12 protein-coding genes are annotated in these 12,746 nt (G+C 65.2%); 4 read left to right on the top strand and 8 right to left on the bottom strand.

All coding sequences use genetic code 11. The features are described from left to right. Positions 1-4: 4 nt before the first annotated feature. The 4 genes from RAM60_RS06240 to RAM60_RS06255 form a co-directional block, all read right to left on the bottom strand. Positions 5-1,525: an XrtA system polysaccharide chain length determinant gene (locus tag RAM60_RS06240; RefSeq protein WP_369025123.1), complete on the bottom strand. Its 1,521-nt coding sequence runs from the start codon at positions 1,523-1,525 to the stop codon at positions 5-7. A gap of 15 nt (positions 1,526-1,540) precedes the next feature. After that, complete coding sequence (locus RAM60_RS06245) at positions 1,541-2,182, bottom strand: XrtA/PEP-CTERM system exopolysaccharide export protein (protein WP_200983935.1); 642 nt, start codon at positions 2,180-2,182, stop codon at positions 1,541-1,543. Between the two features lie 162 nt (positions 2,183-2,344). Beyond that, positions 2,345-3,571 (bottom strand): pyridoxal-dependent decarboxylase, exosortase A system-associated, encoded by a 1,227-nt coding sequence (locus RAM60_RS06250; protein ID WP_369025122.1) that lies wholly within the window; start codon positions 3,569-3,571, stop codon positions 2,345-2,347. Continuing rightward, on the bottom strand, positions 3,568-5,082 hold the full coding sequence (locus RAM60_RS06255; RefSeq protein ID WP_369025121.1) for an acyl-CoA ligase (AMP-forming), exosortase A system-associated: 1,515 nt from the start codon (positions 5,080-5,082) through the stop codon (positions 3,568-3,570). The genes RAM60_RS06250 and RAM60_RS06255 overlap by 4 nt, the downstream gene beginning before the upstream one ends. 26 nt (positions 5,083-5,108) lie before the next feature. On the opposite strand from RAM60_RS06255, the gene RAM60_RS06260 reads away from it, so the two are divergent. From RAM60_RS06260 to RAM60_RS06275, 4 genes are read left to right on the top strand one after another with little or no spacing between them, the layout of a single operon-like run. Continuing rightward, the gene (locus RAM60_RS06260) at positions 5,109-6,098 is read left to right on the top strand and encodes a GNAT family N-acetyltransferase (protein WP_369025120.1); all 990 of its coding nucleotides are present in this window, start codon (positions 5,109-5,111) and stop codon (positions 6,096-6,098) included. A gap of 38 nt (positions 6,099-6,136) precedes the next feature. After that, entirely contained in the window at positions 6,137-6,415 is a 279-nt protein-coding gene (locus tag RAM60_RS06265; protein WP_369025119.1) for an acyl carrier protein, read from the top strand. 58 nt (positions 6,416-6,473) lie between these two features. Further along, entirely contained in the window at positions 6,474-7,103 is a 630-nt protein-coding gene (locus tag RAM60_RS06270) for an alpha/beta hydrolase family protein (protein ID WP_369025118.1), read from the top strand. Further along, positions 7,100-7,879: a hydrolase 1, exosortase A system-associated gene (locus tag RAM60_RS06275; RefSeq protein WP_510640363.1), complete on the top strand. Its 780-nt coding sequence runs from the start codon at positions 7,100-7,102 to the stop codon at positions 7,877-7,879. The genes RAM60_RS06270 and RAM60_RS06275 overlap by 4 nt, the downstream gene beginning before the upstream one ends. Here RAM60_RS06275 and RAM60_RS06280 read toward each other — a convergent pair. Genes RAM60_RS06280 through ilvD form a run of 4 tightly spaced genes read right to left on the bottom strand, consistent with a single transcriptional unit; the run spans position 7,876 to position 12,684 of the window. Next, entirely contained in the window at positions 7,876-9,066 is a 1,191-nt protein-coding gene (locus RAM60_RS06280) for a class I SAM-dependent RNA methyltransferase (RefSeq protein WP_369025116.1), read from the bottom strand. The genes RAM60_RS06275 and RAM60_RS06280 overlap by 4 nt on opposite strands. Beyond that, entirely contained in the window at positions 9,063-10,448 is a 1,386-nt protein-coding gene (locus tag RAM60_RS06285) for an NAD(P)H-hydrate dehydratase (protein ID WP_369025115.1), read from the bottom strand. Before RAM60_RS06285 ends, RAM60_RS06280 begins: the two co-directional genes overlap by 4 nt. Then, entirely contained in the window at positions 10,445-10,801 is a 357-nt protein-coding gene (locus RAM60_RS06290) for a hypothetical protein (protein ID WP_369025114.1), read from the bottom strand. The genes RAM60_RS06285 and RAM60_RS06290 overlap by 4 nt, the downstream gene beginning before the upstream one ends. Positions 10,802-10,839: 38 nt before the next feature. Continuing rightward, a complete protein-coding gene (ilvD, locus tag RAM60_RS06295) occupies positions 10,840-12,684 on the bottom strand; it encodes a dihydroxy-acid dehydratase (protein WP_369025113.1) in 1,845 nt (614 codons plus the stop codon). Between the last annotated feature and the right edge of the window lie 62 nt (positions 12,685-12,746).

Raw genomic sequence — 12,746 nt, forward strand, 5'->3', positions numbered from 1 at the left:
CCCCTCAGGCCACCGAGCCGACCTGGATGATTTCGACCACCAGCAGCAGGAAGCAGACCGCGGCCAGCGCTCCGCTCGCAGCGAAGAATTTCTTGAGCTGCGCTCGCTCAATGCTCCGTGCCTCATGCGTCATCGAACGCGACACCGTGCCGATGACAGGCAGGTCGAGCACCCGCTCCAGCTTCTCGGCCGTGGTGAAGCTCGACCGCAGCAGGCCCATCGCAAAGGCCGCACCGCAGCCCGCGGCGATACCGGCAATAAGCACGCCGATCAGCAGCAGGGGGCGGTTGGGTGCAGCAGGCTTCCGCGGCGCCGTGGGCGGATCGATCACTTCGAACTGGAAGGCGCTGCGCTCGGTTTCCACCTGGCCACGCAGGCGCATTTCCTCGCGGTTCTTGAGAAGCTCGTCGTATTTTTCCTTGAGCACTTCGTAGTCGCGGCTGATGCGGTTGGCCTCGGCCGCCACGGCGGGCTCATCCGCCTGCGAAGCGATCAGGCCAGAGATGTCGGCCTGCAGCGCAGCCTTGCGAGCCTGAAGAGCCTGCACGTTCGCCTGACGCTCCGCCTTGATCGAGACAAGCGAGGTATAAGCCGGATTGGGCGAACCGCCGGCACCTGCGGGTTCACCGGCAGCCTGTTCGCGCAGCGCCTCGACCTGGCGCTTCTGCGCCTGCACGTCGGGATGGCTGTCGGTCAGGCCGCGTGCGCGCATGGCCGAAAGCTGCGACTGCGCCTGCGCCAATGCCCCGCGCGCACCGCCGCTCTCGCCGGGCATGGTAATCGAGCGCGGAGTGCTGGAAAGCTGGCCATTGATGGCGGCCAGCGCGCTCTGGGCGGCAGCGATATCGGCATCGACGCCGCGCATCTCGTCGCGCATCGAGTTGATCCGTGAAGAAACCGTGGTGGTCCCGCCGATCAGGTCGGGATGCTGCGCCTCGAAACCAAGGCGGCGCTGCTCGGCGGCCTCAAGCTCTTTCTTCCGGTCGTCGAGTTGCTGGTCGAGGAAGACGATCGTGTCGGCGACCTGTCCGCGGTTGCCGGCAACGTTCTCCTCGCGAAAGATGTCGATCAGCTTCTGAACCACGTCCTGCGCCAGTGCCGCGTTCTCGGCATCGCTGAAGCTGGAATCACCGATGGTGGCGGTCAGTTCGAAGAGATTGTCCTGCGAGTTCTTGACCACGACCTTCTCGGTCAGATTATCGACCGCGCGCTGCATTTCGCGCTGCGTTTCGACCTTTTCGCCGAGACGGGTCTGGCGAATGACCTTTTCGAGGTTGACCGCACTGGTCAGCGTCTGGCGCACCTTGGTGATCGCCTGTTGTCCTTCGCCCGAAATATCGAGCTGTTTCGAGAGCACGTCGTCAAGCTCGACATAGATGCGCGCGCGGCTCTCGTAGCTGTTGGGGATCAGGGCGACGAGCAGCCAGCCCAGGACGCAAACGCCCCAGGCCACGGCCAGCGCCAGCCACCGCCGGTTCCACACCGTGTGCAGCGCGCTGCGTATCTCGTCGAAGACTTCCTGCATGCCCCCGCAGACCCCTTAGAAGGTGCTTTCGGGAATGATGATCACATCCCCAGGCTGCAACATCACGTTCGCCTTGCTGTCGCCGCGCTTCAGCAGGTCGGTCAGGCGCAGGGCATATTCCTGCTGCTTCCCTGCCTGCTTGTCGAAGCGGATCAGCTTGGCACGGTTGCCCGCTGCGAATTCCGACAGACCACCCACCGCGATCATCGCGTCGAGCACGGTCATGTTTGCGCGATAGGGCAGCGACGCCGGCTGCTCGGTCGCACCGACAATGCGAACCTGCTGGCTGAAGGTGCCGGCGAATTCGTTGACGATGACCGAGACCAGCGGGTCCTCGATATACTGGCTGAGCTGGAGACGGATGTCCTCTTCCAGCATCGACGGCGTCTTGCCGACGGCCGGCATGTCCTTGACCAGCGGAATGGTGATGCGGCCATCGGGCCGCACCTGGATCTTCTCCGCGCCCAGTTCGGGATTGCGCCAGACATGGATCGTCAGCTCGTCGAGCGGGCCGATCACATAGTCCTCGCCCGGGCCTTCCTGCAGCGCGACGAAGGTCGCGGGCGGAAGTTCCGGCCCGCCTGCCGTGCATCCGCCGAGGGCCAGCGAGGCCACGGCGCACCCGGCAAGGAGGGAGGCGGTACGATCAAGACGCATATTCGGTATCCCCGTCATTCGTGCAGGGCGGCAGGGGGCACCGATGGCGCCCCGTCGTCCCTGTTTGGGGCGATACTTGCCTGCGAAAGGTGAACATACCGTTATCCATCGACCCCAAACCCGCCGGATTTCTGCGGGTTTAGCGCATTTCTGGAGGGTGTCTCAAATCAGGACTTCGGCTGCCGGTCCCTGTCCGAGGAAGGCGCTGGGCGACGCGCTGGCGCCATAGGCACCGGCGCAGAACACCGCCACGAGGTAGCCGATCTCAGCTCGCGGCAGGTGTGCCTTGTCGGCGAGGCGATCGAGCGGGGTGCACAGACACCCGACGACATTGGCCTCTTCCACTGGCTCGGCATCGAAACGGGTGGCGATGGCAACGGGATAATTGCGGCGCACGACGGTCCCGAAATTGCCCGAGGCCGCGAGCTGGTGGTGGAGGCCGCCGTCGGTGACTAGGTAGGTCTCTCCGTAGCTTTCTTTGCGATCGACAATGCGGGTCAGATAGACCCCGGCCTCGCCCACGATGTAGCGGCCGAGTTCGACAAAGAGCTCGGCAGCGGCCAGCGTGTCGGGCAATGACGCGAGTTCGCGCTCCAGCGCCTCGCCTACGGCGTCGAGGTCGAGCGGCTCGTCGCCGGCGAAGTACGGAATGCCGAAACCACCGCCCATGTTGAGCTTCGGAAGAGGAACACCTGCCTCGCTGGCGATGCGGTGGGCGCAGTCGAGAACTTTCGCCTGCATGTCGATGACCGCTTCCGCGGACAGCGCCTGGCTGCCCGTGAAGATATGGAGCCCGCGCCAATCGCAACCGGCATCGACGATTTCACGGGCCAGCGCGGGAACACGGGCTGCATCGACGCCGAAGGGCTTTGCTCCACCGCCCATCTTCATGCCCGATCCCTTGAGCTCGAAATCCGGGTTCACCCGGATCGCAAGACGCGGCGCGACACCCTGTTTCTCGCCGATAGCGAGCGCACGACGCGCCTCGTTCTCGCTCTCGAGATTGAGGACGACACCTGCCGCGATGGCCGCCTCAAGCTCGACATCGCGCTTTCCGGGGCCAGCAAAGCTGACGCGGGTGAGGTCATAACCGATCCCCCGGACCATCTCGAGTTCACCGCCTGATGCAATGTCGAGGCCATCGACAATTTGCGACACGTGCTGAAGAACGGGCGCAAAGCTATTGGCTTTTATCGCATAATTCAGCCGGATTCGTTCCGGGAGAGCGTCGCGCAGTTTCTGCACGCGCGCTTCGATCAATTCGCGAGAATAGACGAACAACGGCGTCGAACCGGCCTCGTCGACAATCTCCGACGCCTTCCGTCCCGCTATGGCCAGTTCACCGTCGACAGCGGCGTATCCTGCCGGAATGGGGCCGACCGGCTTCAAGCGCCGATCTCCTCGGCAATCGCGTTGCGGTCGAGCTTGCCGTTGGGATTGAGCGGGAGTCTGTCGCGCCAGTGGATCACATGCGGATGCATGAAAGTCGGGAGCTCCTTGTGCAAGGCCTTGGGCAGCTCTTCCTGTGCACCGACCGCGTTCGCAGCGGCACGGACGACGAGGTGGATGGCATCGCCCAGACGCTCGTCCTTGACGCCGAGCGCAACGGCCTCGGCGACAAGGCCCGTAGCAAGTGCCGCACTCTCGATTTCCTGCGGGCTGATCCGGTTGCCCGAGGACTTGATCATCGCGTCGCGTCGCCCGACGAAATAGAGCAGGCCGTCGGCTTCCCGCTTGGCCCGGTCACCCGACCATACGGCCATGCCGCCGTAGTGCGAGGCCGCCGGGGCGGGCTTGAACCGTTCCGCGGTGCGCTCGGGATCCTGCCAGTAGCCCTGCGCCACCAGCGGTCCGCAGTGGACGAGTTCGCCCTCCTCGCCCGGGGCTGCAACCTCGCCGCTGTCGGCGATGATCAGGATCTCGGCGAACGGAATGGCCGTGCCCATCGAAGTAGGGTGCTCGTCCACCAGTGCGGGATCGAGGTATGTCGAGCGAAAGGCCTCGGTCAGGCCGTACATCGGGAACAGGCGGGCATCGGGGAACAGGCGGCGCAGATCGCGCACGAGGTCGGTGGTCAGCGCCCCGCCCGAATTGGTCAATCGCCGCAGCGACGCCTTCGCCTCATCGCTCCAGTCGAGTTCGGTCAGTTGCACCCAGAGCGGCGGAACTGCGGCAAGCGTGGTGATACCGTGCTTCTCGCAAGCCTTGGCGACGTCGCGCGGGAAGAGATAGTCGAGCGGCACGACCCTCCCACCGGCATACCAGGTCGAAAGCAGCTGGTTCTGGCCATAGTCGAAGCTGAGCGGCAGGACCGACAGCGTGACGTCATCGGGTCGCATGTCGAGGTAATCCGCCACCGAGACGGCACCCAGCCACATGTTCGCATGGCTCAGCATGACGCCCTTCGGCCGCCCGGTGGAGCCGCTGGTGTAGAGGATTGCCGCCAGTTCGTCGGGGTCGTTCGCGGAGGGCGGCAGGCGGCTGTCGAGCGCGGTCGCCGTCAGCAGGGCCTCGCCTTCCTCGAAAACCTCGCAAGTGCCCGGCAAGTCGCCTTCCTCGAGCGTGGCAATCCGCGCCTTGTTACCCATCAGCAGCACGGAGCCGCTGTCGGCGAGGATGTGGGCCGCCTGCGCCCGTTTGAGAAGCGGATTGATCGGGACATGGACCAGCCCTGCCCGCGCTGCTGCCAGCGGGAGCAGGCAGGTAAGCTCTCCCTTGGCAGCCCAGCTGGCGACCCTTGCGCCCTTCTCCGCCCTGCTTGCCAGCCACCCGGCGAGCTGCGCCACGCGCTCGCGAAGTGCGGCGTAATCTAGGGTCCGGTCTCGCAGCACCAGCGCAGGCGCCTGTGCATCGCCGCGCTCCGCCAGTTGATCGAGCGGATGGGGCGTGTGATCAGGCATCGGGGCTCCGCAGCAAGGATATCCGGGTGAGCATCGCGGTCAGCTATCACGACAAGGCCGAGAAACTGCAAGACTTCGACCGGTTTGCCACCGGTCCTTTCGACCGTTCCGATTGGTTTTCGCTGCTTTGCGAGCATGTCGCGCATCCGCTCATCGTCATCGGCGAGGATGCCCACCGCAAGGTCGCCCTGCCCTTGTGCGAAACCCCCGAGGGCCTGCGCAGCCTCGCCAACTGGTTCAGTTTCACCTGGCGCCCCCTGTGTCGGAACGACGAAATTGCCGACGATGTGCTGGCTGGCGTTGCGCGAGAGCTGCGCAGCCGCACCCATCGCATCGTCCTGCAACCCGTTCCGGACGAGGATGGCAGCGCGTCGCGAACCGTCGCTGCATTTCGCAAGGCCGGGTGGGTGGTGTTCAGGGAGCAATGCGACGAAAACCACGTGCTCCCGGTCGAAGGTCGCGATTTCGCTGGCTACTGGTCCTATCGGCCCGGCCAGATGCGCACGACGCTCAAGCGCAAGGCGGGCAAGGTGGAAACGCAAGTCCTCCGCACCTTCGACGAGGCCGCATGGCGAGACTATCGCAAGGTCTATGAAGCCAGCTGGAAGCCCGAAGAAGAGCGCGCCGACCTGCTCGAAGCCTTTGCCCGCGCGGAAGGCGAAGCGGGACGCATTCGCATCGGCATCGCCAAATCGGGCGGGGAACCGGTCGCCGCCCAGTTCTGGACCGTGGAGAATGGCACGGCCTACATCCACAAGCTGGCCCATGTCGAAGCTGCCAAGCCGCTTTCGGCCGGTACGACGCTCAGTGCGGCAATGTTCGAGCATGTCATCGATACCGACAAGGTTGACCTCGTCGACTTCGGCACGGGGACCGATGCCTACAAGCGCGACTGGATGGAGCGTGTGCGGGCCCGCTACCGCCTGACCTGCCTCGATTGGCGCCAGCCCGCGGCCTGGCTGCCGCTGGCCAAGGCGCTGGCCCGTCGCCTTGCACGCCAATCGCCCCGCCGCTAAGGCCGTGGCCTCCTGAGCCAGGGGAATTGACGAGTTACATGACTGCCGAGACTGCCAGCACCGATACGGACACCGCCCTGCGATCCATCCTCAGCGAGGTCCTGTCGCTCGACGGCGAGCAAGTGGCGGCGTTCGATAGCGACACGGGGCTGTTCGGCCATATCCCTGAGCTCGACTCGATGGCGGTCGCAACGCTCCTCACCGAGATGGAAGACCGTCTCGGCATCGTCATCGACGACGAGGACCTGGAAGCAGAAATGCTGGAGACCTACGGTGGTCTCCTGACCTTCGCCGAGGCGAAGGTGGCCGGAGCCTGAGAGGCACGTGTACGTCAGCTGGCCCTGCCCCACACCCGTAGGCGGCAGTGGGGAAGAAATGGCACTGGTCTTCGACAAGCATCGGGAACAGCGCGTGCTGGTGCTCGCACCGCTCTTCGAAGAGGCCAACAAGTTTCGCCATCAAATCTATGAAACCATGAAGCTTCTCGACCAAGCAGAGGTCGACAGTTTCCTGCCTGACCTGCCGGGCTGCAACGAAAGCCTCGCGCCTCACGCAGAGCAGACCCTGGCCGGGTGGCGGCAGGCCGCAAGTGCCGCTGCGAGGCATTTCCGGGCGACCCATTTCCTCTCCATACGGTCCGGAGCCTGGTTCGCACCAGATGAATTGCCGGGCTGGCTGTTTGCCCCGCCCAAGCCGTCGCAGGTACTGCGCGGTCTCGTCAGGACCCGTCTCGTCGCGGCCAGGGAAGCAGGCGCGAGCATGACGAGCGCCGATATCCTCGCAACCGCCCGGCAAGACGGCATTACCATCGCTGGCTGGCATCTCGGACCGGCGCTCGTGCGCGAGCTCGAGGCAGAAACCTGGCAGGCCAGCGAAGGACAAGAGCTTGTCGGTCAGGCCGACGTCGGCGGCACCTCGATCTGGCTGCGCTCGGAAAACGATTACGATCCGGAACAGGCCAGGGCCCTCGCCACGATCGTTGCCGGGAAGGCGCTCTCGGAATGACCCGCATGGCGCTGACCTTCGAATGCCAGGGACGCCGATGCGGCGCGACCCTGGACGAGGCTGCGGGCAGGACCGGCCTGCTTATCGTATCGGGCGGCAACGAGGTGCGCGCGGGAGCCTTCAACGGGCAGGCACGGCTCGCGGCCGCATTGGCGAGCGCCGGCTTCCCGGTGTTCCGCTTCGATCGCCGCGGCATCGGTGACAGCGAGGGCGAGAACCGCGGATTCCGTCGCTCGCGCAAGGACATTGCCGCCGCCCTTGCCGCGTTCCGCGCCATTGCCCCCCGCGTCGAGCGCGTCGTCGGCTTCGGCAATTGCGATGCCGCTTCGGCGCTGATGCTGGCCGGGGGCGAAGATTTCGACGCATTGATCCTCAGCAACCCCTGGACCATTGACGATGACGAGGACGATCACACGACGTCGTCCGCCGAAGTCCGCTCCCGCTACGCCGACAAGCTGAAGAACCCGCGCGAAGTGGTGCGGCTGCTGACCGGTAAGGTGGACCTGGGCAAGCTGGCGCGCGGACTGGCGCAGGCGACCCGGGCAAAGGCGGCGCCCTCTACGCTCACGGAAGAGCTCCGTGCGGGGCTGTCGGCGTTTGGCGGTCCGGTGCAGATCCTGGTCGCCGAGCGTGACCGCACCGGCCAGCTTTTCGCCGAACGCTGGGATAAGGGCGACACGCGAATCCTGCGCTGCGGCGGTGCTGACCATTCCTATTCGAGCGAAGAGGGCCAGAAATGGCTCCTCGACCGGATCCTGGAGGTCCTGCGCGCCTAGCGCGTGAAATAGCTCGTCAGTTCGACATGGGTCGACCAGCGAAACTGGCCGACCGGACGCAGCTTTTCGAGCCTGAAGCCTGCCTCGATCAAGGTCCTGGCATCCTTCGCCCAGCTTTGCGGGTTGCAGCTGATGTAGGCAACGCGCGTGGCCGTGCTGGCCGCGATCTGGGCAACCTGTTCCCTCGCACCGGCACGTGGTGGATCGAGCAGGATCGCGCCGAACCGCCCGGCCTCGTCCGCCTGCAGCGGATTGCGGAACAGGTCGCGATGGAGCGAATGCACCTGCAGCCCGCGCATGTTCGCCGCAGCCTTGCAGGCTAGGTGCGCATCGCGCGCAGCCTCGACCGCCAGGACCTTGCGACCCTCGACCAGCGAAAAGGCGAATGTGCCTAGGCCGGAGAAGAGATCGGCTATCGTCGCCGCGTCGCCGACAAAGGCCCTGGCGTCTTCCGCCAGGGCGCTCTCACCGTCCGCGGTCGGTTGGAGGAAGCTGCCGTGCGGGAACGGCACTGCGACCTCCGCCAGGGTGACGGTGGCAGGGACCGGTTCCCAGACAGTTTCCGGCCCGTATCCGCGATCCAGCGACAGGCGCGCGAGTGAATGGTCGCGGGCGAAGTCGAGCATGGCCTCGGTCGCCGCAAGTCCCTCGGCAGCGATGCCCTTCACCGTGCAGTCGATACCCTGATCGATGGCCGTCAGTTCGATGTCGACGGGCTGGCGCTCGGCGTGCTTTGCAACAAGGACGCGCAGGGGGGCAACTAGATCGAACAGCTGCGGAAGAAGGATGTGGCACTCCTTCATGTCGACAATCCGGTGGGAGCCCCTTTCCCTGAACCCCAGTACCGCACCCTGCCCGGCCCGCAGGCCGTGGAGCGTTGCGCGTCGACGCGTACGCGGTGGGGAGAGATGGGTCGGCAGGAGTTCTCCGACCGCAATCTCCTGCCCCTCGGCTGCGAAGGCCACCCGCTCGGTGACGAAGCTGCGAAGTGCCTCTTCATCCGCCTGCTGGAGCTGGCATCCCCCGCAGGTACCGAAGTGGCGGCACGGCGGTGTTGCATGATGCGGCCCTGGCGAGAGAGTGCCGTCATCGTTCACGACGTCACCCGGTACGCCTCCGGGCACATGACGACCCGACGCGGTGACGCCATCGCCCTTGGCGGCAATGCGGATGACTTCTTCGCTCACAGGAATGACGCCATGGCCGGTTTGACCGCTCGCGCAAGATCGCCGGCAGTGAAAGCCGGTGACGCCAGTCGTGCAGCTTCGTGGTGCAGCCACACACCCTCCTCGCAAGCGCGCAGCGGATCGCCGTGCCCGGCCAGTCGTGACGCCACTATGCCGGCGAGGACATCGCCCGTACCCGCGACCGAGAGCCAGCTCGGACCGCGCGGAAGGAAACGCGTCGCGCCGTCACCGACGAGGATCGTGTCCGGTCCCTTGGCAAGCACGGTCAGTCCGGTGACGTCGTGCAGGCCGCGTGCACGATCGAGCTTGCTGTCCGCCGTGACTCCAAAGGCATCGCATAACCGCGCCAGCTCGCCTTCATGCGGAGTGATGCACAGCTTCGTGACGTCGGATCCTTCGACCATGTCGGGGTCGAGCAGGTGCAGGGCATCGGCATCGAGGACAGTCGGCAGGCGGCGCTCGAGAACCTGGGCGAGGATATCCCTCGCAGCGTCGTCACGCCCGGCGCCCGGACCGAACAGCAAGGCACTGTTCCGCGCATCATCGAGCGTTTCATTCACCTGTTCAGTGACGACAAGTTCGGCCGGTGCATCGGGGTGCGAGTGATTGCTGAGCAGCTTCACATACCCTGCCCCCGCCCGCATCGCCGCCTCGGCCGCCAGGAGGGGCGCACCGGGCATTGTGCCTGCTATGATGGAAAGCAGCCCGCGCCGATATTTGTGATCGTCGGTCGATGGTGCGGCAATGCGTGGCCTTTGCGATTCCACGCTGACAGCCTCGTCGATTGCCAGCCCGATGGGCACGCATCGCAAGGCCCCCATGTGCGCACTCGCGGGCATCAGGAAATGCGCCTGCTTCCATGCCCCTAGTGCCAGGGTCAGGTTGTATTCGACCATGGGCCCAAGCAGCTTTCCGGTGTCGCTTTCGACGCTGCTGGGGACGTCGATTGCTATTTTGAAACAATCACTAGTCCCAAGGAGTTCAAGCAATTTCGCGAACTCGCCCGAAACCTCGCGCGACAGTCCGTAACCAAACAGGCAATCCACCACGACCGGATCGCCGAACCTAGTCGCCATCTCCTGGCGCTCACCCTGATAGGCCTCGGCAGCAGTACTTGCGGTTGCGGTTCCTGGACCAAGCGGCGCGACCACCCTGACGTGGTTACCCTGTCTGCGGAGTTCCTCGGCTATCACGTAACCGTCGCCGCCGTTGTTGCCCGGGCCACAGAGCACGGTGACCGACCTGCCCGCAGCCATGCGTGCTACCCATTGTGCAGCTCCGCGCCCGGCGCGCTGCATCAACTCCCATTCGTTGGTGCCTCCAGCCATCGCGGCCTGTTCGGCAGCCCGCATCTGGGCAACGGTAAGAACTGGATCGCTCACTGCACGGATTCCTTCCACCGGTACCGGTCGCCCCCGACAGAGAGGATGACATAGTCGCCCTCGCGAGTGCTGATCGATGCGGCTGCACCATCTCCGGCGACGAACCCCGTCGCGGTTTCGGCAAGTTCAAGCCGTCGGAAGCCCCCGTCCGGATGGCGGACGATGAAATAGGTCGCCCCCTTGTCGGCAACCTCGACCAACCTGCAGCCTGGTCCGAAGTCCGTAGCATTGCCCAAGGCGCATTCCACCGGCCTGCCGCCCTGCTCCGCCACATCCGGCGACACTTCGGCAGAGCAGCCGCCAAGCGCGCCCACGGCGAGAAGCAGCGAAAAGGGCAAGCGCGTCGTGATCATCCCGCGCCGCTGCCACGCACAGCGGGCGGGGGCAAGCCTCAGCGCTTGATTTGCGACACGTCGCGGATCGCCCCGCGCGCGGCAGAGGTGGTCATCGCGGCATAGGCTTCGAGTGCCGGAGACACGCGACGCTCGCGCTGCTTGGCAGGAGCCCAGCCCCTGGCGTCCTGCGCAGCGCGACGCTCGGCCAGGACCTCGTCAGACACCACAAGGTTGATGGTTCGGTCGGGAATCGAAATCTCGATGATATCGCCGCTCTCGACCAGGCCGATCTCGCCGCCCTCGGCAGCCTCGGGCGAAACGTGACCGATGGAAAGACCGGAAGTGCCGCCCGAAAAACGCCCGTCGGTGAGCAGCGCGCAAGCCGCGCCTAGCCCCTTCGACTTCAGGTAGCTCGTCGGGTAGAGCATTTCCTGCATGCCAGGCCCGCCTCGCGGCCCCTCATAGCGAATGACCACTACGTCACCCTCTACAACCTGTCCCGTGAGGATTGCGGTCACCGCATCGTCCTGGCTCTCGTAAACCTTCGCCGGGCCGGAGAAATTCAGGATGCTCTCGTCCACGCCCGCCGTCTTCACGATGCAACCGTCGCGGGCGATATTCCCGTAAAGCACGGCGAGACCGCCGTCCTTGCTGAAGGCGTGTTCGGCGCTGCGGATCACCCCGTTCTCACGGTCGAGATCGAGTTCCTCCCAGCGGCGCGACTGGCTGAATGCGGTCTGTGTCGGTACGCCGCCGGGCGCGGCGGAGAAGAATTCACGCACCTTGTTGTTCTGTGTCCGGCCGATGTCCCAGTCGTCCAGTGCATCGCCCATTGTCGGGCTGTGCACGGTCGGCAGCGCTGTGTGGAGCAGTCCCGCTTTCTCCAGCTCTCCTAGGATCGCCATAATGCCGCCAGCGCGATGAACGTCCTCCATGTGGACGTCGCTCTTCGCCGGCGCGACCTTCGACAGGCAAGGCACCTGGCGGCTGAGCCGGTCGATATCCTTCATGGTGAAATCGACGCCTGCTTCATGCGCAGCGGCGAGCAAGTGGAGCACGGTGTTGGTCGACCCGCCCATGGCGATGTCGAGGCTCATCGCGTTCTCGAACGCCTCGAAGCTGGCGATGGAGCGCGGCAGGACGCTCTCGTCCTCCTCTTCGTAATAGCGCTTGGCCAGCGTCACCACGAGCCGCCCCGCGCGCTCGAACAGGCCCTTGCGGTCGGCGTGGGTCGCCAGCGTCGAGCCATTGCCCGGCAGCGACAAGCCCAGCGCTTCGGTGAGGCAGTTCATCGAGTTGGCAGTGAACATGCCGCTGCAGGATCCGCAGGTCGGGCAGGCGTTCTGCTCGATGGCGGTCACTTCCTCGTCGCTGTATGCCTCGTCCGCCGCGGCGACCATGGCATCGACGAGGTCGAGCGCGACCTCCTTGCCCTTGAGAACGACCTTCCCCGCTTCCATCGGTCCGCCGCTGACGAAGACTGCGGGCACATTGAGCCGCAGCGCAGCCATCAGCATTCCCGGGGTGATCTTGTCGCAATTGGAGATGCACACCATCGCATCGGCACAGTGGGCGTTGACCATGTACTCGACACTGTCGGCGATGAGGTCGCGACTGGGCAGCGAATAGAGCATCCCGTCGTGGCCCATGGCGATGCCATCATCGACCGCGATGGTGTTGAATTCCTTGGCCACGCCGCCGGCCGCCTCGATCTCGCGCGCGACCAGCTGGCCGAGGTCCTTCAGGTGGACATGTCCGGGGACAAACTGTGTAAAGCTGTTCACAACCGCAATGATCGGCTTCCCGAAATCGCCGTCTTTCATCCCTGTCGCACGCCACAATCCGCGTGCGCCGGCCATGTTGCGGCCATGGGTGGTAGTACGTGAACGGTAGGCGGGCATGACGGATCTCTCTTGGCTTGGCACGAAGCCTAGCAGAGAGACAGCCGGGTGCTAACGCTGGA

The sequence above is a fragment of the Qipengyuania sp. RANM35 genome (assembly GCF_041021145.2).
Taxonomy (GTDB): domain Bacteria; phylum Pseudomonadota; class Alphaproteobacteria; order Sphingomonadales; family Sphingomonadaceae; genus Qipengyuania; species Qipengyuania soli.